At 58.8% G+C, this 22,778-nt stretch carries 26 protein-coding genes; 17 read left to right on the top strand and 9 right to left on the bottom strand.

What is annotated here, in order from left to right:
- Positions 1 to 10 precede the first annotated feature (10 nt).
- The 5 genes from rarD to FCS96_RS05040 form a co-directional block, all read right to left on the bottom strand.
- Positions 11 to 901 carry an EamA family transporter RarD gene (gene rarD / locus FCS96_RS05060; RefSeq protein WP_138439122.1) on the bottom strand — a complete coding sequence of 297 codons (891 nt, stop codon included), beginning with the start codon at positions 899 to 901 and terminating at the stop codon, positions 11 to 13.
- The gene (locus tag FCS96_RS05055) at positions 898 to 1,785 is read right to left on the bottom strand and encodes a DMT family transporter (RefSeq protein ID WP_041339608.1); all 888 of its coding nucleotides are present in this window, start codon (positions 1,783 to 1,785) and stop codon (positions 898 to 900) included. The genes rarD and FCS96_RS05055 overlap by 4 nt, the downstream gene beginning before the upstream one ends.
- A gap of 117 nt (positions 1,786 to 1,902) precedes the next feature.
- On the bottom strand, positions 1,903 to 4,098 hold the full coding sequence (locus FCS96_RS05050) for a hypothetical protein (RefSeq protein ID WP_138439121.1): 2,196 nt from the start codon (positions 4,096 to 4,098) through the stop codon (positions 1,903 to 1,905).
- Complete coding sequence (locus FCS96_RS05045; RefSeq protein WP_138439120.1) at positions 4,099 to 4,830, bottom strand: TVP38/TMEM64 family protein; 732 nt, start codon at positions 4,828 to 4,830, stop codon at positions 4,099 to 4,101. It abuts the gene before it with no gap.
- A 65-nt stretch (positions 4,831 to 4,895) separates the two neighbouring features.
- Entirely contained in the window at positions 4,896 to 5,132 is a 237-nt protein-coding gene (locus tag FCS96_RS05040) for a TIGR02647 family protein (RefSeq protein WP_138439119.1), read from the bottom strand.
- Between the two features lie 78 nt (positions 5,133 to 5,210).
- Between FCS96_RS05040 and FCS96_RS05035 the strand changes: the two genes are divergently transcribed.
- The 3 genes from FCS96_RS05035 (at position 5,211) to FCS96_RS05025 (ending at position 6,849) form a co-directional block, all read left to right on the top strand.
- A complete protein-coding gene (locus tag FCS96_RS05035; RefSeq protein WP_138439118.1) occupies positions 5,211 to 5,906 on the top strand; it encodes a pseudouridine synthase in 696 nt (231 codons plus the stop codon).
- 70 nt (positions 5,907 to 5,976) lie between these two features.
- Positions 5,977 to 6,621, top strand: a complete 645-nt coding sequence (locus tag FCS96_RS05030; protein WP_138439117.1) for a DsbA family oxidoreductase — start codon at positions 5,977 to 5,979, stop codon at positions 6,619 to 6,621.
- 54 nt (positions 6,622 to 6,675) lie between these two features.
- Positions 6,676 to 6,849, top strand: a complete 174-nt coding sequence (locus tag FCS96_RS05025; RefSeq protein WP_138439116.1) for a DUF1328 domain-containing protein — start codon at positions 6,676 to 6,678, stop codon at positions 6,847 to 6,849.
- A 58-nt stretch (positions 6,850 to 6,907) separates the two neighbouring features.
- Here FCS96_RS05025 and FCS96_RS05020 read toward each other — a convergent pair whose 3' ends face one another.
- Positions 6,908 to 8,470 (bottom strand): BCCT family transporter, encoded by a 1,563-nt coding sequence (locus FCS96_RS05020; RefSeq protein ID WP_138439115.1) that lies wholly within the window; start codon positions 8,468 to 8,470, stop codon positions 6,908 to 6,910.
- A 156-nt stretch (positions 8,471 to 8,626) separates the two neighbouring features.
- Here FCS96_RS05020 and FCS96_RS05015 point away from each other — a divergent pair, with 156 nt between their 5' ends.
- Positions 8,627 to 10,030 (top strand): sensor histidine kinase, encoded by a 1,404-nt coding sequence (locus tag FCS96_RS05015; protein ID WP_171040670.1) that lies wholly within the window; start codon positions 8,627 to 8,629, stop codon positions 10,028 to 10,030.
- Here the strand turns inward: FCS96_RS05015 and FCS96_RS05010 are convergent.
- A complete protein-coding gene (locus FCS96_RS05010) occupies positions 10,027 to 10,542 on the bottom strand; it encodes a shikimate kinase (protein ID WP_138439113.1) in 516 nt (171 codons plus the stop codon). The genes FCS96_RS05015 and FCS96_RS05010 overlap by 4 nt on opposite strands.
- Positions 10,543 to 10,630: 88 nt before the next feature.
- Between FCS96_RS05010 and FCS96_RS05005 the strand changes: the two genes are divergently transcribed.
- Together FCS96_RS05005 and FCS96_RS05000 are read left to right on the top strand one after the other, a co-directional pair.
- Positions 10,631 to 11,077 (top strand): YHS domain-containing (seleno)protein, encoded by a 447-nt coding sequence (locus FCS96_RS05005; protein WP_138439112.1) that lies wholly within the window; start codon positions 10,631 to 10,633, stop codon positions 11,075 to 11,077.
- A 110-nt stretch (positions 11,078 to 11,187) separates the two neighbouring features.
- Complete coding sequence (locus FCS96_RS05000) at positions 11,188 to 11,892, top strand: lytic transglycosylase domain-containing protein (protein ID WP_138439111.1); 705 nt, start codon at positions 11,188 to 11,190, stop codon at positions 11,890 to 11,892.
- 4 nt (positions 11,893 to 11,896) lie between these two features.
- On the opposite strand, the gene FCS96_RS04995 is transcribed toward FCS96_RS05000, so the two are convergent.
- Positions 11,897 to 12,526, bottom strand: coding sequence for a LysE family translocator (locus tag FCS96_RS04995; RefSeq protein ID WP_228264016.1), 630 nt, complete (start codon positions 12,524 to 12,526; stop codon positions 11,897 to 11,899).
- Between the two features lie 180 nt (positions 12,527 to 12,706).
- On the opposite strand from FCS96_RS04995, the gene FCS96_RS04990 reads away from it, so the two are divergent.
- Positions 12,707 to 13,237 (top strand): hypothetical protein, encoded by a 531-nt coding sequence (locus FCS96_RS04990; protein ID WP_138439109.1) that lies wholly within the window; start codon positions 12,707 to 12,709, stop codon positions 13,235 to 13,237.
- A gap of 55 nt (positions 13,238 to 13,292) precedes the next feature.
- On the opposite strand, the gene FCS96_RS04985 is transcribed toward FCS96_RS04990, so the two are convergent.
- Entirely contained in the window at positions 13,293 to 13,988 is a 696-nt protein-coding gene (locus tag FCS96_RS04985) for a Crp/Fnr family transcriptional regulator (RefSeq protein WP_138439108.1), read from the bottom strand.
- Positions 13,989 to 14,123: 135 nt separating this feature from the next.
- Here FCS96_RS04985 and FCS96_RS04980 point away from each other — a divergent pair, with 135 nt between their 5' ends.
- From FCS96_RS04980 to FCS96_RS04935, 10 genes are all read left to right on the top strand, one after another.
- Positions 14,124 to 14,894, top strand: a complete 771-nt coding sequence (locus FCS96_RS04980; RefSeq protein WP_138439107.1) for a class II aldolase/adducin family protein — start codon at positions 14,124 to 14,126, stop codon at positions 14,892 to 14,894.
- A gap of 13 nt (positions 14,895 to 14,907) precedes the next feature.
- Positions 14,908 to 15,492 carry an HD domain-containing protein gene (locus FCS96_RS04975; RefSeq protein ID WP_138439106.1) on the top strand — a complete coding sequence of 195 codons (585 nt, stop codon included), beginning with the start codon at positions 14,908 to 14,910 and terminating at the stop codon, positions 15,490 to 15,492.
- 164 nt (positions 15,493 to 15,656) lie between these two features.
- Complete coding sequence (locus FCS96_RS04970; RefSeq protein ID WP_138439105.1) at positions 15,657 to 16,556, top strand: LysR family transcriptional regulator; 900 nt, start codon at positions 15,657 to 15,659, stop codon at positions 16,554 to 16,556.
- A gap of 101 nt (positions 16,557 to 16,657) precedes the next feature.
- Entirely contained in the window at positions 16,658 to 17,473 is an 816-nt protein-coding gene (locus tag FCS96_RS04965) for a putative hydro-lyase (RefSeq protein ID WP_138439104.1), read from the top strand.
- A 54-nt stretch (positions 17,474 to 17,527) separates the two neighbouring features.
- Entirely contained in the window at positions 17,528 to 18,493 is a 966-nt protein-coding gene (locus FCS96_RS04960) for a TRAP transporter substrate-binding protein (RefSeq protein WP_138439103.1), read from the top strand.
- Between the two features lie 66 nt (positions 18,494 to 18,559).
- Positions 18,560 to 19,078 carry a TRAP transporter small permease gene (locus tag FCS96_RS04955; protein WP_138439102.1) on the top strand — a complete coding sequence of 173 codons (519 nt, stop codon included), beginning with the start codon at positions 18,560 to 18,562 and terminating at the stop codon, positions 19,076 to 19,078.
- Positions 19,078 to 20,385 carry a TRAP transporter large permease gene (locus tag FCS96_RS04950; protein WP_138439101.1) on the top strand — a complete coding sequence of 436 codons (1,308 nt, stop codon included), beginning with the start codon at positions 19,078 to 19,080 and terminating at the stop codon, positions 20,383 to 20,385. Before FCS96_RS04955 ends, FCS96_RS04950 begins: the two co-directional genes overlap by 1 nt.
- Before the next feature lie 31 nt (positions 20,386 to 20,416).
- The gene (locus tag FCS96_RS04945) at positions 20,417 to 21,151 is read left to right on the top strand and encodes a 5-oxoprolinase subunit PxpA (protein ID WP_138439100.1); all 735 of its coding nucleotides are present in this window, start codon (positions 20,417 to 20,419) and stop codon (positions 21,149 to 21,151) included.
- Positions 21,148 to 21,840, top strand: coding sequence for a 5-oxoprolinase subunit PxpB (pxpB, locus tag FCS96_RS04940; protein WP_138439099.1), 693 nt, complete (start codon positions 21,148 to 21,150; stop codon positions 21,838 to 21,840). Before FCS96_RS04945 ends, pxpB begins: the two co-directional genes overlap by 4 nt.
- Positions 21,841 to 21,856: 16 nt before the next feature.
- Positions 21,857 to 22,762, top strand: coding sequence for a 5-oxoprolinase subunit C family protein (locus tag FCS96_RS04935; protein WP_266094454.1), 906 nt, complete (start codon positions 21,857 to 21,859; stop codon positions 22,760 to 22,762).
- The last annotated feature ends 16 nt before the right edge of the window (positions 22,763 to 22,778 follow it).

Raw genomic sequence — 22,778 nt, 5'->3', positions numbered from 1 at the left:
CTTCCGGGGCTCAGTTCTGGCCTGCCGGCACCCGTGGCCGGTAGTGCCAGGACGACCAGCTGTAAAGACCCAGTGCTACCCAGATGACGATGAAGCTGGTCAGTTGCACCTGGCTCAGCGGCTCGTCAAAGACCAGCAGGGCGATGAAAAACTGCAGGGTGGGATTGATGTACATCAGGAAGCCCACGGTGGACAGACGCAAACGCCGGGCCGCGCCGGCAAACAGCAGCAGCGGGATGGCAGTCACGATGCCGCTGGCCATCAGCAAGGCACTGACGGAGAGACTGTCGCCATAATGGGACACACCGGCGTAGCCCAGCCAGCCGAAGGTCATCAATCCTACCGGTAGCAACAACAGGGTCTCGACAAACAGACCAGACAAGCCGTCCAGCAGCACCTGCTTACGCAGCAGGCCATAGGTACCGAAGGTCAGCGCGAGCATCAGCGTGATCCAGGGCACTGCCCCCAGCATAACCAGCTGGATCAGTATGCCGATGCCAGCAAGAACCACTGCCGCCAGTTGCCACGGCCCCATGCGCTCGCGCAGCACCAGCATACCCAGCGCCACGTTCACCAGCGGTGTCAGGAAATAGCCAAGACTGGCCTGCAGAACATGGCGGGTTTCCACCGAATAGATGTAAATGCCCCAGTTGGCCGCAATCAGCAGTGCACAGCCCAGTACCCGCCATAGCTGGCGCGGATTACTAAGGGCAGAACGGACCGCAGGCCAGCGCCGCAAGCCACTGATCACCAGCGCCAGGAAGACACAGGACCAGACAATCCGGTGCACAAGGATTTCAAACGCGGGCACGCCCTCGAACAGGGCGAAGAACAGCGGAAAGCAGCCCCAGATGGTGTAGGCAGACAGGCCGAACCAGACCCCTCGGGTTACGTCACTCATGCGCTTTTCTTCTGGGTGACCACGAGCGCCACACCGGTAATGGCGACCAGACCACCCACCATGGCCAGGCCACCCAGGCGTTCATCGAACAACAGGTAGGCTTCCAGGGCAGTCACCGGCGGCACCAGATAAAACAGGCTCGCCACCTGCGACGCGGCGCCCTGACGAATCAGCCACATCAACAGCAAAATAGCGCCGATGGACACGCCCAGTACCAGCCAGGCCATGGACAGCTGCAACTGCAAGCTCCACTCAACCTCGCGGGATTCCAGCGCGAAAGCGCCGATGGCAAACAGGGTCGCGGCGGCGGCATACTGGATGATGGTACCGGCAACCAGATCGGCGCCAGTGCCGTGGCGTTTCTGATACACCGTGCCCATGGAAATACCCGCCAGCGCCACCAAGGTCCAGGCAAGCGCCCAGGGTGAGATGCCCGATTCAACGCCGGTACCCCCAAACTTCTCGACCAACACCAACGACACGCCGATCAGGCCCAACGCCAGGCCCAGCCACTGCCGGCCGCTAACCGCTTCTTTCAGGAACACCACCGCCGCCGCGGCGGTGACCAGGGGCTGGAGCCCGACAATCAGCGACACGATGCCGGAGGCCATACCGTCCTGAATGGCGTAGTACACCCCTCCCAGATAACAGCCATGCACCAGAATACCGGTGACCGCCAGGTGCCCGGCGCCACGCCATCCGGGCCAGCGGGTTTTCATCAGCCAGGCCAGGCCGACCAGCAATACCAGGGTCAGCAGCATGCGGATCAGCAGGAGCGTAAACGGCTCGGCAAACGGCAGGCCGTATTTGGCGCCGATAAAGCCCGTGCTCCACAGCCAGACAAACAGGGCGGGAACAAAAAACGAGAAAAAGAATGAACGCATGCGTCGCAGCCGGATTTCGTGAATTATTCGGTCACTGTACTTTAGACACAGTACTCTAGAAGTTAGCAGGCAAACAAAACAGATACAGAAAACTGCTTTAGAAACCGGTACAGATGATCAAGGTTTCCAGCCCGGTAACCGCACCTCAATGGTTGGTTCGTCGCGGTGCCAACTGCCGGACCAGGTCACCTCCGGCGCTGCCCCGGGGTGGGGCTGAATGGTGACGGAAATCGTGCCAAAGCCGGTCGGTGCCGGCCCGAACCGTATCGGCGCTTCCTGCTCAAGCCACCGTTCGGGCACGCCCGCGCACAGAATCAGCCGGTCGCCCTCCTCCCGGACAAAGCAGTTGCGCACCATTAACACCCATTCAGCAGACGCCCAGACGTGGTGACCATCGCCCATGCAGCCACCGCCAGTGCCCGGGTGAATCGCCTCAGGCCATTGTCCGGTTGGCGATGCCAGCTCCGCCACCACATCCATCAGCGCCAGGAACCGGACGTCACCGGCGCGTAAAAGAACCTGGGCCACGTGCAGGGTCAGGTAGGCATTCAGGCCTGAGTGGATCATGTCCTGATAGAAGGCGCCATTCACGAAACAGTTCTCGAGCAGGAACTCGACGCTGTCCAGGATCCGGGGATCATCCGGTTCGCACAGCTGGGTGGGATAGCCCATGGCCAGGGAACCGATGGCGCCGGCATCCAACCGCCGATAGGGCGAAGCGGGCATAGCCCGGCGCTTGAGTCGACGCTGGCAGCTAGCCAGACTCCGGTCCACGGTTCGGGAAAACTCCTCGGCACCGGTGGCGAACGCTCCGCTGGTTTCGGGATCGTCTTTGGCCAGCAATTCAGAGGCAGCTTTGAGACCGGCGATACCCCAGAAATCATCCCAGTAATAATAGTCGTTTGGCCCCAAGTGCTCGGCGCTGAAGCCAGCGGGCAGCAGCCCGGCGTGGGGTTTATCAATGTTGCCGCTGACTCGCTTCCGCTGTATCCAGTGGGCGCCCTTGCTGACCGGTTCGAACCAGTCCAGCGGCAGTTTACGGCCGGTGATGGCGTGGAACCGCTGCAGGATCCACAGCACCTCACCGTTGGCATCCCACTCGCCTTCCTGTGAGCGAAAGTAACCGTTTTTCAGCTGCCGCTCGGGAAACTGGTTCAGGGCCCGCTCGGCTCGCTGGGTCAGCCCTGCACACAGAAGCGCGTGCACGATGAACGCCGCATCCCGGAACCAGAATCGCTTGTAGGTGTAGGGGCCGGGGTAAACGTCGTCCGGAGAGTGCAGCACCAGAGAGCGCAAGGCTGCGTCGTAAAGAAATTGCCAGGTCGGCTCCGGGCACTCGAGGCGGGCGTGCCCATCCAGTGCTTCGGGCCAGGGCACAGGGCTGCTGCTGGCCGCGCGTTCTTTAGCCAAGGGCACTGTAATGGCCAGGGTCGAGACTTTGCCAGCCCTGACCGGGAACAGCGCCGCCGCAGTCACCAGGCCAACATCGCAACGGCCGTCGTTCTGATCGGCAATGTCGGCCAGATGAATGTGGACATCGCCCTGCCGGTAATCCGATACATGGTGACTTTGCGCAGGTTGGCTGAACTGCACCGAGTGCCGGCCATCCACTTTCCAGGCATTCCGTTGGGGCGACAGCTTCACCCGGCGGATAAACGACACACCCTCGGGGTTGGCCGGGCGCAGCGACACCACCAGCGATCCCGGCACGTCAGAATGCCCCTCGAGTACCAGCTGACAAACCGGCCGGCCATGCTCCATCACCACCTGGGCCCGGCTGATCAGCCGCAAACCGTCCATCTCCGACTCAGTTACCACACAGGGGTTGTCTTCCAGCTCGAGCCATTGCCGACTGGTTTTGCATCGTGATGGCAGCAGGCAGCGGCCGTCGTCTGCCAACAACCAGCCGTCCACTGACCAGCCATCGTAAAGCGGCGTCACCAGACCTCTGGGGTCCACCACCGGTAGGTCATCAACATCGGGAAGGCCAATGGCCGTCCAGTTACGGTTACTCAGGTTAATGTGGGTGATGGAGAAGGCCCGGGGAATGAAGGCCGGGTCGCCAGGGTCGAACTGGCGCTCCACCCAGTATGGCCAAACCCAATCCAGGTTGTGCTGGATAACGCGGCTGTTAATCAGTCCACGGGCGTGAAACACCACACCGGCGCGTAGTAGTTCAATCGGCTCACCCACTTCCGAGGGCTGGGCAAAGCTGTGCAGTCTTCCCAGCAGCGCAATCGGATCCAGAAAGCCGTGCTGATGCGCCATGCGCTTGACCAGATAGCGCCACGGCAACCATTTCATCCAGCTCATCTACTCCTCCCCTTCGTCGGTTGCGTGGGCCTCTACCCGATAGCGCGCCAATGCCCGGCGCGCCAGCCGGTTAAAAAACACCACTGCCGCCACCGTGCCGACAAAACCGGCACCGTAGATACCCCATTCAAGAGGCGTCCGGACGCTTTCGCGGGCACCCAGGGTCGACAGATCCGCCGTCAGCGAACCCAGGTACACGTTGTGCAACGAAAACGGAATCACGCCAATGAAGGTCCCGGCAACAAAGCCGCCGAAGGAAAAGTTAGTCAGACCGAACAGAAAGTTGGAAAGCTTACCGGGAAAGAAAGGAATCAGCCGGGTCAGCAGCACGATCTTCCAGCCGTGGGGGGCCATTTCCCGACTGACCGACAGTAGCCCGACGCGGTTCTGGATATAAATATGGGCCCGTTCACCCAGAAAGTACCGGGCAATGAGAAAGGCGATGGCAGCACCCAGGGTGGTGCCGACAACAACGTAGGTGGTGCCCTCAACCACCCCGAATACAAAGCCCGCGCCAGTGGTAAGCAGCACGCCCGGCAGCAGGAGCACCATCGCCAGCGCCATGATGGCAATAAACATGACCGCCGCCCAGGCACCCTGACGGTCCACCCAGTGCAACAGATCAAGCACCTGGCGATGGACACCGAGGGCGTATAGCACACCAACAATTGTGAAAACGCTGGTGATACTGAGCGCCATCCAGAGAATGGGAGAGGTTTTCCAGCTACCCATCGACACAACCTCCGGCTAGCGCAGGCCCAAGCGTTTTAAGCTTGTGACCCCTCGCTTGACTCAGGTCAGCTGCTGAGAATGGATTGAAGTTTCTGAGTCAGATCAACCGCCTCGGCCCCCAGGGGCGTGAGGTAGCCACCGTCCTTCTGACTGATCAAGCCTCGGGCAAACAGATTTTCAGCGGCTTTGACCGTTTCCGGGGCTGCCGAATGAGCATGAACCTTGATCCCTTCCTGGCTGGACGTGGACTCAAACTGGGCCAGAAGATTGAGTTCGGCAAGGTGATCAGCGGAGAATGGCATGGCAGTTCCTCGTATTATTGTCGTAGGTTTATTTCAGTGATTCTTGCAACGTTTCTTTCAGCATAGACGATTAGCACCATGAAGCTTTCCCGAATTCTTAGCAACCAGGACGGCACCAGTCGCAAACGCGCCAACGCCCTGATCGCCGCCGGTCGGGTGACGGTGAATGACTTGCCGTGCCGGGTTGCTGCCCAGGAAGTGGATCGCTTCGCCAGCGTGGCAGTGGATGGCGAGGTTATTCAGGCTGCCGACACACCCTGCTACCTGATGCTGCACAAACCGGCGGGCTATCTCAGTGCCACTGTAGACGCCGAGCATCCCACCGTCCTGGACCTAATTGCACCAGACCTGCACCGGGACCTGCACATTGCCGGCCGGTTGGACCGGGCCAGCACTGGCCTGCTGATCCTCACCAACGATGGCCAGTGGTCACGCCAGCTGACCGAACCCAAGGTCAAGATCCCCAAGATTTATCATGTAACCACCGCGTACCCGATCAGCGAGGAAACCTCAGAACGCTTTGCCGAGGGATTGTGGTTTGAGTACGAACAACTCCGCACCTCACCCGCGCAACTGGAGCAGCTGGGGGCACGGGAAGCACGGGTGACTATCTATGAAGGGCGCTACCATCAGATCAAGCGCATGTTCCATCGGGTAGGTAATCGGGTGACGGCTTTGCATCGGGAGCGGATGGGGGATATCAGGCTAAACGAGGATCTCGCCACTGGCGATTACCGGCCTCTGACCTCCGAAGAAATTCTTTCACTACCGTAACTTAGCGACCACAAGACAGTTCTCCCCCATTTCAGGTAGGCTGTTTGAAAGCCACGCTCCCGGAGCCCTCATGACCACACTACAGATTGACATTGTTTCCGACATCGCCTGCCCCTGGTGCGCCATTGGCTATGCCCGCCTGGAAAAAGCGATGGCGGCCCTGAAGGACGACCTGGACATTCGGGTTGAATGGCATGCCTTTGAGCTGAACCCGGATCCTTCCGGTGATGGTGAACCCATCCTGCCGGCACTGGCGCGCAAGTATGGGCGCAGTGAAGACGAAATGCGGGCGAACCAGGCCCAGATGATGGAGATCGCCAAGGACCTGGGCCTGAACTTCGAGAAGTTGCAGGAGCGCTATACCCGCAATACCTTTGATGGCCACCGGCTGGTGAAATGGGCCGGTGAACAGGGCAAGCAAACTGAAATGAAGATGGCGTTGTTCGAAGCCTACTTTGGTCGTGCTGAAAACGTGACGGATACCGACGTCCTCATCAGTTGCGCAAGCTCAGTCGGTCTGGATGCAGAAGAAGCTCAAGCCGTGCTCAGCTCCGAGCGTTATGCTGACGCGGTGCGTGCTGACAAAGCCCGCTACCAACAGGCTGGTGTGTCGGCCGTACCTGCCTATATTGTAAACCAGAAATTCCTGATCTCCGGTGCCCAGGAACCTGACACACTGATTGATGCCTTGCGGGAAATTGCACAGGAACCGTAGCGGCTAGTAGCGTGCACTACGGTAAATAGCGAATTCTATTAAGGAGGAAGGAATATGCTTTATTGGGCGATTGTTTGTTTGATTATTGCCGTGATCGCAGGCGTTCTGGGATTTGGCGGGATTGCCGGTGCGGCAACAGATTTTGCTCAGATTCTGTTCTTCATTTTCCTCGTGCTGCTTGTTATTTCTGTCATCGTCAACGTGCTTCGCGGCCGGGGTCCCAAGTAGGGCCCACCAGCCGGAAGTACAATGTCGTACTGACTACTTAACAGTTACAGCGCAGCAGTTATAGCGCAATACCCTGTGACCGGGCCATGGCATAGGCCGCTTTCGGCCCGGTCCACAGCGACGGCAGGATGATCAGCGACACGGGAATCGCCGTGATCACGATAAACTGCTGCAGCACACCAATCTGCCCCGCCCCCATATACAGAAGAATCGCGGCCATCAGTGCCATGGCACCACCCCAGAACGCACGTACCAGGTAATGCGGCTCATCGTGGCCAGCACCGACGGTGGCAATGGCGTAACTCATGGAATCACCAGTAGTGGCAACAAAAATAGTGGTCAGCAAAAGGATTGCCGCCGCCATCAGCGTGCCGCCCGGCAGTGCCTCAGCAACGGTCAGGGTGGCCACGTCAAAGGAGAAGTTGTTCAACGCCGATGTCAGGTCAAAGGCCCCTGTGAGCTGATAGTAAATGCCGGAACCGCCCAGCAGCGTGAACCAGACCGAAGTGGCGATGGGTGCTAGTACGGCAACCGCCAGAATGGTCTGACGAATGCTGCGACCACGGGAAATCCGCGCCACGAAAATCGACATCAGCGGCGTGTAGCCGATGAACCAGGCGAAGAAGAACACCGTCCACCACTTCATCCACCAGTCCGGTGCGGTTTCCGAGGTCAGTGTCGACATCGCGAAGAACGACGACACGTACTCGCCCATCGACGTCAGATAGGTGTTGGTGAGGAACAGAGTGGGCCCGAACACGAAGATCACGGCCGCGATAACCAGCGCGAGGATTACGTTGAAACGGCTGAGGATCTGAATCCCCTTGTGAACACCGGTGATTGCTGACGTCATGTAAACGCCGGCCAGCAGTGTCAGGATCACCAGCTGAGTGGTGAAGGTATCGGCTACGCCAAACAGCTCATGCAAACCAAAGCTCATCTGCGTTGCCAGGAACCCGATGGGGCCAACGGTGCCTGCCACTACGGCAATGACACACAAAGCGTCGACAACACCACCGAACCAGCCTTGCATGACTCGCTCGCCCAGTACCGGGTAAAGCAGCGTGCGCGGCTGCAGGGGCTTGCCTTTAACGTAGTGGGCATGCGCCAGCACCAGGGCGGTCAGCGAGCCCAGAACGGCCCAGGCCAGAAAGCCCCAGTGCATAAACGATTGCGCCATGGCCGGCGCGACGGCTTCAGCGGTACCCGCCTCGGCGGTGGATACCGGCGGCGCGACCACAAAGTGATAGACCGGCTCGCCTGCGGCGAAGAACACACCGCCACCGGCCAGCAGGGTGCAGAGAATCATCGACAACCAGCGGAACGTGCTGATCTCCGGCTTCTGCAGGCCGCCCAGGCGGGCAACGCCGGCGCGACCAAAGGCAACCACCAGAGCGATGAAGAACGTAGCCAGCAGCAGCAGCTGGAAGAACGACCCCAGGTACTTCGCGGTCCAGGTGAAACCGGTATTGATGACGGCAGATAAGCCTTCAGCGTCGGTCAGGGACCAGCCCACAAACAGAAAAATGAAGCCCATCGTCAGGGCAAGAACAAGAGGATCGCCAATACGTCGAACACCAGAGGTATCGGCAGTTGGTATTGCAGTATCTATGGAAGACATTCACACAGCCAGTTTGGAAATTGGGCGCGTGATGCTATAGACGACACACCCGCATGACCATAGTTAATTCTACGATATTGTTAAGTTGTTCTTTATTTTCGGTCAAAAGCAGACTAAACCATGTGAATGTCGCCAAACTCAGGAAAGACAACTGTAGTGAACACCCCGAACCTCCAACAGTTTCCTCTCGACCTGTTCGAGACACCCTTACTACTGATCTGTGACGTGGTACCGGGTTGTTCCAAGGTGACACTCCGCAAAAAAGGGTTTGAAGACTTGGTCGTGGCACGCGACGAAAGCACCGAGCCGTTACGGTGGCAACTAGAAGCGAATGCTCCGGTCGCCGAGTCCACCGACGCCACTCTGATACTGGAAGGCGCGACCACTGCTGCTACGAAACCTTTATCACCCGCTGCCCACAAATCGATCAATCTCATTGGCCAACAAATTAACCTGTTCCTCCAGAGCATACGGCACCAATCCGAATCACTGGCACTCGCCAATCTGCTTGAATCCATGCCCGATGCGGTAGTGACCTGCGATCAGAACGGTATGTTGGAACAATTCAACGACATTGCCCGAAAATGGCATGGCACAGATCCCCGCAGCGTGCCACCAGAGCTCTGGTCAAAGTACTTCGACCTGTTCGAGGCTGATGGCATCACACCGCTCGCAACTGAGAACATCCCTCTGCTGCGAGCCTTTCAGGGCCAGTTTGTCCATGGAGCGGAGATTGCCATCAAGGCTCATCGTCAGGATCTGCGTATTGTTTCTTGCAACGGCAGTGCCATCAAAGACAAAAACAAGATCATCGGCGCCATTGTGGTGATGCACGACATATCCCACGCGCGGCACATGGATCAGATGCGCAAGCGCCTGATCTCTACAGTCAGCCATGAGCTGAGAACCCCGCTGACCTCGCTAACCGGCAGCCTGAAGCTAATTGCCTCAGGTGTGGGCGGGGATATACCCACCAGAGCAAAAGAACTGCTCGCCATCGCCGAGCGCAGTAGCACCCGTTTGCAAACCCTGGTCAACGACTTGCTAAATCTCAATAAGCTGCGCTCCGGCGGCATGACATTTGAAATCCAGCAACTGAATGTCTACAAGGTCTTGGATTCACTGATTGCGGAGCTCCAGGGGCTGAGAAACCAGAGACAGGTGACAATTTGCGTGACTAGCAACACTGCAAAACCAGGCATACTGGCGGATGATGTCCGGCTCAGGCAAGCGATCGCCAACCTGATCTCCAACGCCGCAAAGCACTCCGCCCCGGGTAGCCAAATTGACCTGGAATGTATTCAGGGCGATCAATATGTTCGCATTCGGGTGCTGGACCGCGGCACGGGGGTACCGAAAGACTTCGTGCCACGCCTGTTCGAAGAATTCACTCAAGCGTATGACGATAACAGTACGCAAAAATCAGATGGCAGCGGCCTTGGGCTGCCCATCTGCAGAGCACTGGTGGAAGCCATGGCTGGCCATGTCGGCTATTGCCCTCGTGAGGGCGGCGGCAGTGAGTTCTGGATAGATATTCCCTCCCAAACAGAGTTGGGCTAACCCGCCAGAGCCTGAACGACAGCTGTACAGGTGGATTCCTGATCCTGGCCTTCACCATCAATGACAATGTCCGCGTAGAGGTGGTACAAGGCAAACCGCTCTTCGAACAGGGCCTCCAGGGACTGATCCGGTCGCCGGGAAATACCCCGGGCGCTGTGATCGCCAATGCGTTTGATCACCAGGTCCAGCGGAATATCCAGAAACACCACCACGCCATTGGCCTTGAGATGCTGCATCGCCTGATCACTGTAAACGGCGCTGCCGCCGGTGCTAATGACCTTGGCGCTGACGTCGAGATCCAACAGCACCTGCTCTTCCACGTGCCGAAGCGCCTGATACCCGTCTTCATCCACAATTGCCTGAAGAGTGCGGCCGGCCTGCTCCTGGATCAGCAAGTCGGTATCCACAAACCCCATGCCAAGACGCTTGGCCAAAAGCACGCCGACGGTACTCTTGCCGCTGCCCGGCATACCAATGAGAACAATGTTGCGGTGTGGATCAGGTTGAGCCATTCCTACTCCGGAAAAAATGATGCGCGGCTGTAACAACTGCCCGGGCTTTTGGTCCAACGACTATACCGTCCCTTGAGAGGAAACCGCCATGTTTCGCGCTTTTGCACCGTTATTCCTGCTAGTCATGCTCACCGGACCTGCAACCGCCGCAGAAGATCCGGTGTACACGGGCCTGCTCTCCAACACCGGGGCCGGTGGCTACGATGTGGTCAGCTACTTTGATACCAAGCAGGCGGTCAAGGGCTCGTCCAGCCACACTGCCGAGTACCTGGGTGTCACCTGGCGATTTGCCAGTGCCGTGAACCGAGCCAAGTTCGAGTCCAAACCGGAAGCCTATGCGCCGGTATACGGCGGGTATTGCGCCTGGGCAGTTAGTCAGGGCTACCTTGCCAAGGGTGACCCCAAGCACTGGACCGTCCGCGACGGCAAACTGTACCTGAACTACAACCAGGATATTCAGGATCGCTGGCTGGCAGATACCGAGAACTTTATCCGGCTCGCCAATGAGAACTGGCCAGCAGTACTGGAACAGTAACGATTAACAAACAATTCGTGCGGTTTTATCGGGGCGATAAAGCCGTATACTTCCGGTAGCAGGGGTCGGGATCGGCCCCGGAATACCGGACAAAACCGCACGGATATTGAATGAGCCCAGGCCAGACTCCAGCTGCCCTTCTCCTATTGCTCGCCATTGCGACTTCGCTGAGCGTAGCTCCGGCACATGCCGAGAGCATCAGGCGCATCGTGCATCCGGATGGCACCGTCGAGTACAGCAACGTCAAGGCAACCGAGCCGCGCCCCTCCAGTGGCAACGATACCGTGTATCGCTACAAGGACGACAATGGTGTGGTCGCCTACAGCAGTATCCGCCCGGCTACGGCCAAGTTCGATGTGATTCGCTTCCACTGCTACGCCTGTGACCCGGATTCCAATGTCGACTGGCGCAACACACCGCTCTTCACCCGGCCCTATCGCAACGAAATCACGACCGCGGCCCAGGAATTCGGAGTTGATCCGGCCCTGGTTCGCGCGGTCATTCACGCCGAATCTGCCTTCAATGAAAAAGCCTTGTCACCGGTCGGGGCTCAGGGGCTGATGCAATTGATGCCGGGAACAGCCGAGGAGTTGGGAGTGGTCAATGCCTTGGTGGCCGAACAGAACATTCGCGGCGGGGTGAATTACCTGGCCAAGATGCTGCACCGCTTCAACGGCGATATTCGGTTAGCGACGGCGGCGTATAATGCCGGCCCCGGCGCGGTCAGCCGCTACCGGGGCGTTCCACCCTACGCCGAAACCAAGGCCTACGTGCATCGGGTGGGTATTCTGCATGAGCGTTACGGGGCCAACTGACCCACTAGCCAAAGGCCAGCCACCCCCCCACCAGCAACATCAGGCTTCCGGCCACCCGGTTCACTGTCCGGACACCACCGCCCTGGCGCAGCAGTTTGCGCAAACCGCGCCCGCCATGGGCATAGAGCTGCAGGCACAGAAATTCCAGCACCAGAATGATCAGGATCAGCGCCGTTAACTGGGGCGCCATTGGCAACTTGCTATCAATAAACGGTGGCAACAGGGCCACGAAGAACGCCCAGCCTTTCGGATTGGCAATGGCGGTCACAAAGCCCTGCCCGGCAAGCTGGCCGCGGGTTGCCTGCACCGGCGCTTGGTCCTCAGATTCCGGCATCGCCATCTTGCCCCGCGAACGCCACATCTGGACGCCCAGCCAAGCAAGGTAGGCACCACCGGCGTATTTAAACACCGCGAACGCAGTCGGGTATTTCAACATAAACGTCGCCACACCAATGGCTGCAGACGTCGCCACCACGGCCACACCGACCAACTCCCCAGCCATCATCCACAGAGCCCTGCGCACACCAATCGTGATCCCCATGGACAATGCCAAGGTCATGCACATGCCTGGAGTGATCGAAACCACAAAGAAGGTGGGGATAAAGACCGACAACAAAGACCAGTTTAGTGACACCAAAACACGCTTCCTACGCAAAAATGGGAGACCTTGCACCCGGAGGGCCGCACCGCAATAGCTTAGACCAAATGGTGCCCTCCGCTGAACGCTAAGAAGGCTTTGATCCTACGAATTTCTCGAAAGCACTCATACTGATTGATAGCAGTTGGCGGTTCAATTCTCACTGAGGATCAGAAAATGAACACCGTTAAAAAACTGTCGGCCGTGCTGATTCTAATAACCGCGGCAAGTCACGTCGCATCCGACGATCACGGCAAACTTCTTGCCGATGCTTTGAGTGCCGCGCCTGTGTCACTTCGCGACAAAGTGACTGTCATGGACTGGAACGATAACGTGTTGCAGGAAGGCAGCAGCGGCTACGTCTGTTTCCCCACGCCACCAACCCTTCAAGGCACGGCTCCGATGTGCCTGGACGGCCCCTGGCAGGAATGGGCTGGAGCATGGATGAACAAACAACCGCATACACCATCAGAATTCGGTGTTTCCTACATGCTTGCCGGCGATGAGGGTGCCAGTAACATTGATCCCTATGCTGAGGGCAAAACCGACGACAACCAATGGGTCAAGGAAGGTCCGCACATCATGATTATTGTCCCGGATCCAGCGTTACTAAACTCCCTGCCAACCGACCCGCATAACGGCGGGCCCTATGTGATGTGGAAGGGTACCGACTACGCCCACATCATGGTCCCGGTGTCCATGGAGTAACGGCGACATCCCCCTTGAGCGGAGGCAGCCGTCAGCCTCCGCAACTTCGCGGACATCAGTCCGGCAATCCATTGAGATAGGCCTGCAACGCGCTCGGATTGGTGATGGTAATCCTGCCATATTCCAGTTTCAGCAAGCCCTCTCCCTCAAACCTCTTGATCACCCGATGCACACCCTGGCGGGTCATGCCCATCATGTTGCCGATGTGCTCCCGGGTGAGACGGAAGGTTACCGGCTGAGTATAACGGTCGCCGTGGCCCTGAATCTGAGTCAGGAACAGTAATCGGCGCCCGACTCGCGCGTCAATTCCCCTTAAGGCGTCATCGGCGATGATCGACATTGCCGACCACAGCCGCCGGCTGACCAGATCCAGCGCCCGCGGGTAAGCCTCGGGATAGCGGGCCAGCAGTTGGCGAAAACCCTCGCCGGGCAACTCGACCACGCGGGCATCTTCGTGGGCGGTGGCGCCATAAACCCTTGGAGTGCCCGGTGAAAACACCGTGTCACCAAACCAGGCCGACGGGCCAAAAATGATCAGGGTTGCCTCTCGGCCCTCCGAGTTAACCGAACTGATGCGCACGGTGCCCTCGGCGATCACACACAGCGACGACTGCATGGAGCCTTTGTCGTAAATCGATTCACCGGCCCGAAACTGACGCCAGCGAGCCATGGCCTCCGCCTCCTTGAACCCTGCGGCCGGCAGCCCACCCAGCAGAGGGCAGACTTGCAGCACCGATTTCAGATCAGACATACCCAGATTCCCACATTGACATGCCTCCAAATGTAAATGATTTGACAGTGTTGTGCTCGCGCTACTGCCTACACTGAGGTCAGTACTTCAACAAAAACCACAACAACAATCCGACAACATAGAGAGAGGCCAGTGATGTCTGAACGTATTGCGGTCCCGTCCAAAAAGGGCGAAGTCAGTGCCGAGGAATGGCAGCTTCGCGTCGACCTGGCTGCAGCCTATCGCCTGATAGCGCTGTATGGCTGGGACGACCTGATTTTCACCCACGTATCAGCCCGGATTCCCGGAGACGAGCATCACTTCCTGATCAACCCCTACGGCATGATGTTTGAGGAAATCACCGCCTCCAGCCTGGTGCGCGTCGATCAGGAAGGTAACAAGATCGACCCGGACGATTTCGACATCAACCCGGCCGGGTTCACCATCCACAGTGCCATCCATGCGGTTCGTGAAGACGCCACCTGCGTCATGCACACCCACACCACGGCTGGTGTTGCGGTGTCTGCCCAGAAAGATGGACTGCTGCCACTGTCACAGCAGAGTCTGTTCCCGCTCTCCAACCTGGCCTACCACGATTACGAGGGTGTGGCCCTGCGCGAGGATGAAAAGGCGAGACTGCAGCAGGATCTGGGCAACAACAGCTTCATGATCCTGCGTAACCATGGCCTGCTCACTACCGGGAGCAGTATCGCCGACGCGTTCCTGGGCATGTACATCCTGCAGCGGGCCTGTGAGGTGCAGATTCAGGCGTTGTCCGGCAACCGGGAAATGACCCCGATCCCGGCCGGCATTGTCGACACCATCCGCGAGCAGGCGAAGCAAGTTACCCGCGGCATGGGTGGCCAACTGGCCTGGCCCGGCCTGCTGCGCAAACTCGACCGCATCGACACCGGTTTCCGCGATTAAAGGAGTATTCCCGATGACCGAGACAACCGCACCCCAGGCCAGCTTCACCCACATGAAGGACGGCACCGCCGAGGACTGGCAAACCATCGCCCGATCCTTTGGCAGCTTTGCCAAGGGCCTTCCGGACCGGATCATGGACCACCTGATGCTGCTGGAAGGCGATTTTGGCGGCTTCCCCATCGACCGGCTGACCCACTGCCTGCAAACCGCCACCCTGGCGCACCGGGATGGCAAGGACGATGAATACGTGGTGTGCGCCCTGCTGCACGACATCGGCGACACCCTGGGTTCCTACAACCACGCCGATGTGGCGGCGGTTCTGTTGGAGCCGTTCGTCAGCGAAGCCAACCACTGGATGGTAAAACACCACGCCATCTTCCAGGGCTACTATTTCTTCCACTACCTGGGCATGGATCGCAACCTGCGGGACAACTACAAGGACCACCCGCATTTCATGCGCACCATTGAGTTTGTCAGCAAATACGATTCGCCCGCGTTCGATCCGGACGGCGAACCCCTTCCGCTGTCCTACTTCGAACCCATGGTCCGGCAGGTGTTTGCCAAGCCTGTCCGCTCCCTCTACAAAGACGCCGTGTAATACTGGCGGGCCTTAACCGGCCCGCTGCCCGCCTCTCTTGCCTCTTTGCCCATGCACCACTAATGGGGCTCCTGCCGCCTGTCTGCGCTATCCTGTAAATACCAACGTGACCAGAGCCTTAGCGAGCACTCGTCACCCGCGCATCCATGGCCATCAGAGAGCCCATGAATTTTAAACGACTGGAAACCTTTATCTGGGTCGCCACCCTTGGCAGCTTCCGAAAAGCTGCCGAACGGCTTTACACCACCCAACCCGCCATCTCTACCCGGATTGCAGCACTGGAAGAAGAGCTCGGAGTTCAACTGTTTGAACGGGAATCCGGCAAGACCCTGCTTACCAGCAAGGGTCAGGAATTGTTACCCTTTGCCGAAAAGATCGTGTTCATGTCCGAACAACTGCGCAAACGGGCGGACCGGGTCGCGCTGCTGTCGGGCATCCTCCGGCTGGGTGTATCCGAAACCATTGTCCATTCCTGGCTGCCACAGTTCTTCCGCGAACTGCACAAGGCGGTGCCGAATCTGGATGTGGAAATCACCGTCGACGTAACCAGCAACCTTCGCTCCGGCCTGATGGACCGCTCCCTGGACCTGGCCTTCCTGATGGGACCGGTGTCGGAGCCGAAGATGGAAAACCGCGAGCTATGCAGTTTTCCGCTGATCTGGGTAGCCAGCCCGGACCTGAAGTTGCCGAAGCGGCGGCTGGATCTGGAAGACCTCGCCGAATGGCCCATTGTGACTTACGCCCGCAATACCAAGCCCTTCGCCGAGATCAGCCAGAAGTTCAGCCAGCTTGATGAGCTCCCGGCCCGCTTCTACTCCTCCAGCTCGCTGGCCGCCTGCCGCCGTCTGACCATTGACGGCATTGGCGTTTCTACGCTGCCCCTGAGTGTTATCGCCGATGAGCTGAAAAACGGCCAGCTGGTTCGGCTCAATACCGCCTGGACCCCCTCCCAGCTGGAATTCACGGCCTCTTACCCAAACGTCCCCTTTAACCCGGTCGCGGAGCTGGCTGCCAACCTGGCCGTAGGCATCTCGAAGGCCTATTCAGAAACACCTGATAACTAAATTTTATAGCTAAACCAAAAAAACCATAATTAGATTTTTTCACCAAGAGGAATAACCTGTAAACAACAACTAAATTAATAAATCAATCAGGAGTTCCCGTCATGCAAAAAGGTGACTATTCGGAGTTCAAGATCAACCTGCTTGATCAGGCGGCCCCGCTGCGCGCCAGCATCCGTTCCGGAGCGCACACCGGCACAACCAGTGGCATGGCGCCCAGCCTGGTTCAAGGCAACGTGGTTATCCTGCCTGCAGACTGGGCCGCCGACTTCCTGATGTATTGCCAGAAAAACCCGGTGGCCCTGCCCCTGATCGCAGTATCAGAACCTGGCGACCCGGAGCTGCCAGACCTAGGCCATGACCTGGATATCCGCACCGACATCCCGGAATACCAGGTATTCCGGGATGGCGAGCGCGCCGAAACCGTGACCGACATTCGGGAACTCTGGCAGGGCGACTTCGTCACCTTCGTGCTCGGCTGCTCCTTCTCCTTTGAAGACGCCCTGACCCGCGCAGGCCTGTCGATCCGGAATGTTGAGGAGGGGGCCAACGTCTCTATGTATCGCTCCAACATCGCCACCCGGCCAGCCGGCCGGTTCCATGGCGACATGGTGGTGTCTATGCGGCCCTTCAATTCAGCCGATGCCATCCGCGCCATCCAGGTCACCACACGACTACCCAAGGCCCATGGCGCACCGGTGCACATGGGCGATCCGCGCCTGATCGGCATCAACAACATCAGCGCTCCGGATTTTGGCGACCCGGTGACGGTCAAAGAACATGAATTACCACTGTTCTGGGCCTGCGGCGTGACGCCTCAGGTAGCCCTGGAAAACGCCAGGCCACCGATTGCGATCACCCACGTACCGGGCAAGATGCTGCTCACTGAGCGGTTAAATGAAGAATTGGCGGTGCTATAGCAGCCCTCCATCCACAACCAAAGCAACAAAAAACGAAAGAACGGGAGAATTACCATGTTCAAGCAACTTGCAACAGCCACACTCCTGACCGGAGCGTTGTTTACCTCGGCGGTTAACGCTGGCCAATGGCACATGCCGACCCCTTACGGCGACGCTAACCTGCCCACCAAGATTGCCTATGAGTTCGCCGAAAACATCAAGGCGGGCACCGATGGCGAGATCGACGTTACCGTCCATTCCGGTGCCTCACTGGTCAAACACCCGGAGATCCCGCGCGCGGTCCGGACCGGTCAGGTCCAGCTGGGCGAGATTTTTATCGGCATCATGGGCAACACCCATCCTGTGTTCAAACACGACAACATCCCGTTCCTGGCGACCAATTTCGACGACGCTCGGAAACTATGGGAAGCGGCCAAGCCCGAAGTTGAAAAGCAACTCGACAAGGAAGGCATGGTGCTGCTGTATTCCGTGCCCTGGCCGGCCCAGAGCCTGTACACCAAGGCACCGGTCAACAGCATGAGCGACCTCAAGGGCCTGAAGATGCGCGCCTACAGCCCATCCACCTCGCGCCTCGCCGACCTCATGGACACCACACCGACCACGGTGCAGGTACCGGAAATCCCACAGGCATTCAGCACCGGCATCATTGACGCCATGATCACCTCGCCATCCACCGGCGCCAATGGCCAAGCCTGGGACTACCTGTCTCACTACACCGACATCAAGGCCTGGATTCCCAAGAACGTTGTGGTCGCCAATAAGCGCGCCTTCCGTCGGCTCAGCGACGAGCAGCGCCAGGTCATCCTTGACGCGGCTGCCAAGGCTGAAGATCGGGGCTGGACCGGTGTGCGCGTCACCGCTGCTGAAGACACTGCAACCCTGGCGGAAAACGGCATCACGGTGTCCGAGCCTTCCGAGGAGCTGATGCAAGAGCTCCAGAAGATCGGCGACGTCATGATCAAGGAATGGGAACAGGAAGCGCCGAAAGAAGTGGGCGCCATTCTCGAAAACTACCGCTAACGCTGGACGTACAAGACGCCCTCCACCGGCAGGTTCCGGGGAGGGCCGACTTGGGAGGCACCTGACATGAGTTCTATTCGCGACAAGTTTTATCTGGCATCCGGTTACGCCGCCGGCTTCTGCATCGCACTGATCATGGTGGTCATACTGCTGCAGATCGTTGGCAGAATCTTCGGCTTTATCATTCCGTCTGCCGAGAACGTGTCAGGGTACGCGCTCGCTGCCTCCACCTTCTTCGGCCTGGCCTATACCTTCCACGAGGGCGGCCACATCCGGGTTACCCTTGTTATCCAGAAGTGGCCTGCCAAGGCCCGTTTCGTCCAGGAACTGCTCGTGCTCCTGTTTGGTCTCGGCCTGGCCTGCTACATGACTTACTACTGCTGGCACATGGTGTACGAATCCTACATTTTTGAGGAAGTATCCCACGGCTATATTCCGATCCCGATCTGGATCCCGCAGATCCCGGTAGGGCTGGGCATGCTGGCCCTTAACATCGCTATCCTGGACGATCTGGTTGCGGTCCTTCGCAAGCAGACACCGTCCTACCAGCAGCACGAAAGCGACATCAACCTGGAGGAAATCTGATGGATACCACCTTACTTTCCATCATCCTCGCCGTATCGATGATCCTGATGCTCGCCGTGGGCGTCTGGGTCTCCCTGACCCTGGTTGGCATCGGTGTTCTGGGCCTGTTACTGGCCGGCAACGACCAGATCGGCCTGCTCTTTGCCACGTCCAGCTGGGGCGCCAGTACTGGCTGGTCACTGACCGCGCTGCCCATGTTTATCTGGATGGGTGAGGTGCTGTTCCGCACCCGCCTGTCTGAGGATCTATTCAAGGGGCTGTCCCCGTGGATGGGTGGCTTGCCGGGCAAACTTCTGCACGTGAACATTCTGAGCTGCGGCATTTTTGCTGCGGTATCCGGCTCCTCTGCCGCCACCGCCGCCACCATCGGCCGCATGACTCTACCAGAGCTGAAAGCCCAGGGTTACAGCGACCGCATGGCGGTGGGCACACTGGCCGGCTCCGGCACCCTGGGGCTGCTGATTCCGCCGTCCATCATCCTGATCGTCTACGGGGTTGCCGCCGAGGTGTCCATTGGCCGCCTGTTCATCGCCGGCGCCCTGCCCGGGCTTATGCTGGTGGCCATGTTCATGGGTTACACCATGATCTGGGCCAAGCTCAACAAAGACGAGATGCCCAAGCACAAGAAGGAGCAAATATCCTTCGCCGCCAAGATCAAAGCCCTGCGCATGCTGCTGCCGATTGTTGGCCTGATCGTATTCGTACTGGGGTCGATCTACGGCGGCTTTACCACCCCGACCGAGGCCGCTGCCCTGGGTGTCTTTGGTGCCCTGCTGCTGGCCGCAGCCACTGGCTCCCTGAATCCATCAAGCTTCAAGGAAAGCCTGCTCGGCGCGGTGAAGAGCTCCTGCATGATCGGGCTTATCCTTGTCGGTGCGCACTTCCTTACCCTCGCCATGGGCTTCCTGGGCATCCCCCGGGAACTGGCGGAATGGATCGGTGGCATGTCCCTGTCCTCGTTTGAGCTGCTGGTGTGCCTGACAGCGCTGTTCGTCCTGCTGGGCTGCTTCCTGGATGGTATTTCCGTGGTGGTCCTGACGGTGGCGGTGGTCATGCCAATGGTGCAACAGGCCGGTATCGACATGCTCTGGTTCGGTATCTTCATCGTTCTGGTGGTGGAAATGGCGCAGATCACACCGCCGGTCGGCTTCAACCTGTTCGTCATCCAGGCGTTGACTGGCAAAGACATTCTGTACGTCGCCCGTGCGGCTCTGCCCTTCTTCCTGCTGATCATGGCAGCGCTGTTCCTGATCGGCTGGTTCCCGGAAATCGTCACCTACCTGCCCCAAACCATGAGTCGGGGCTAGGGCACGACACGCACGTTTCAGGAGGACTCCAATGAAACTTAACTGTGACATGGGCGAAAGCTTCGGTAGCTGGACCAAGGGTATGGACGCCGAAGTAATGCCCTTCATCGACATGGCCAACATTGCCTGCGGATTTCACGCGTCTGATCCGCTTACCATGGACAAGACCGTGCGCATGGCCATCGCGGAAAACGTAACCATCGGCGCCCACCCGGGCTACCCGGACCTGCTCGGCTTTGGCCGACGCGATATCGACCTGCGCCCAGACGAACTCAAGGCCATTCTGGTGTACCAGATGGCGGCACTGGATGGCATCTGCCGCACCCACGGCACAACTATTCAGCACGTCAAACCTCACGGTGCGCTTTACAACAAGATGGCTGTCGACCACACCACACTGTCCGTGGTGATGGCCGCCGTCAGGGACTATGCACCCCATTGCCCGCTGGTGGTAATGGCAACGCCAGACGCCGACGAGGTGCTCGACCGAGCCAAGGAATTCGGTATCGATGTCTGGTTTGAAGCCTTTTCCGATCGGGCATACAGCGACGAGGGGCGTCTGGTAAAACGTTCTGTCCCGGGCGCAGTGCATGAAACCACCGAAGCCATCGAGAACCAGGTCACGCAGATCATCAAGGAAGGCACGGTGACCTCGATTTCTGGCAAGCGCATCCCGATCCGGGCCGACACCATCTGTATCCACGGCGACAGCAGCCATGCCGTCGAGGCCGCCCGCCATATGCGTCAGGTCGTTCAAGCGCTATGAGAATCGAGGGCGTCAACGAAAACACCTGCATCGTCTACTTCGGAGATAGCATCTGCGATGAGACAGCAGGTCTGGTGAAACAGGCGACCGACAACATCCGGGCGACGCTGTCGGATGTCATCACCGACCTGGTGCCCTCTTACACCTCTGTGATGATCTGCTATGACCTCGAGCGCATCGACCGGTTTGGCATTCACACCCGTCTACGCCAGGCGCTGGAAAGCGGAGCAGCAAAGGCCCAGGACGACGCCGCAGCCCAGACCCTCGAACTGCCGGTCTATTATGGCCCCGAGGTTGCCCTGGATCTCAAAGATGTCTGTGAGTTCTCCGGCTTGTCCGCCGACGAGGTCATTCGCATTCACAGCGAGCAGACCTACCGGGTTTACGCCATTGGCTTCAGCCCGGGCTTTGCTTTTCTCGGCAGTACCGACCAGCGCATTGCCATGCCCCGAAAATCCACCCCGCGGTTGAAAGTGCCGGTCGGCAGCGTGGGTATTGCCGGCTCCCAGACCGCCATCTACCCCAGCGCGACACCGGGCGGCTGGCAGATTGTCGGGCGCACCCCCAGCAAGATGGTCGACTGGGACAGCGAATCGCTGGCCCTGGCCCAGATCGGCGACCGGATTAAATTCCGATCTATTGACCGGGAAGAATTCATTAGACTTGGGGGCCAGTTCGATGAGCTTTGAAGTATTGGAACCGGGCATGCTGACGCAGGTCCAGGATATGGGCCGGCTTGGCTATCAGCACATTGGTGTCACCACCGGCGGCCCCATGGATGAGCATGCTTTTCTCTGGGCCAACCGCTTGCTGAACAACCCCTTGAATGCGCCACAGCTGGAAATCACTTTCGGCCGCTTGAGCCTGCTGGCCCACAGCGACACCAGCATCGCACTGACCGGTGCGGACCTTGGGGCACGTCTCAACGATCGCCCGATTGCGCCCTGGCAAACCTACGAAATCAAACAGGGGGACCGGCTCAGCTTCAGCATGCCGGTGGCTGGCTTAAGGGCCTACCTGGCGGTCAGTGGTGGGTTGGATGTCCCGGCAAGGCTGGGCAGCGCGGCGACCGTCAGCCGGGAACATCTGGGCGGCCTGGATGGCACTGGCGCCAAGCTGGCCAAGGGTGACCGTATACCGCTGGCAACGCCATCGGCTGTTGCCAAGGCGAGCGTGCCCTACAGTGAGATCCCGGATTACCGGAAGCCATTACGGGTGGGAGTGATTCCCGGCTACCAGTACCGGCATTTCCCGCGCTCGGCACGCGCCCGTTTCTTTTCCTCGGAATACCAGGTCAGCAAGAATATCGACCGCATGGGGTATCGATTGTCGGGGGAAGCCATCCACGGCGACCTGGATGGCATTATCTCGGAAGGTATTGCCTACGGCGCTATCCAGATTCCCACCGATGGCCAGCCCATCGTATTGATGAAAGATCGGCAGACCATTGGCGGTTATCCGAAGATCGGATCATTGAGCGCCTTGGGGGCGGGCCAACTGGCCCAGCGGGCACCCGGTGCGTCGGTGAGCTTCTACCTCACCGATGTGGCAGAGGCGGAAGCCCGACGCATGATCTTCAATCACCGATTACGACAGGGCGCACCCGGCTGATTAGCCCGCGGTGCCG

This window comes from Marinobacter alexandrii, from assembly GCF_005871205.1.
In the GTDB taxonomy this organism is placed as follows: domain Bacteria; phylum Pseudomonadota; class Gammaproteobacteria; order Pseudomonadales; family Oleiphilaceae; genus Marinobacter; species Marinobacter alexandrii.
Note: the sequence above shows the minus strand (reverse complement) of the source record. Positions and strands in the feature narration are given on the sequence as shown.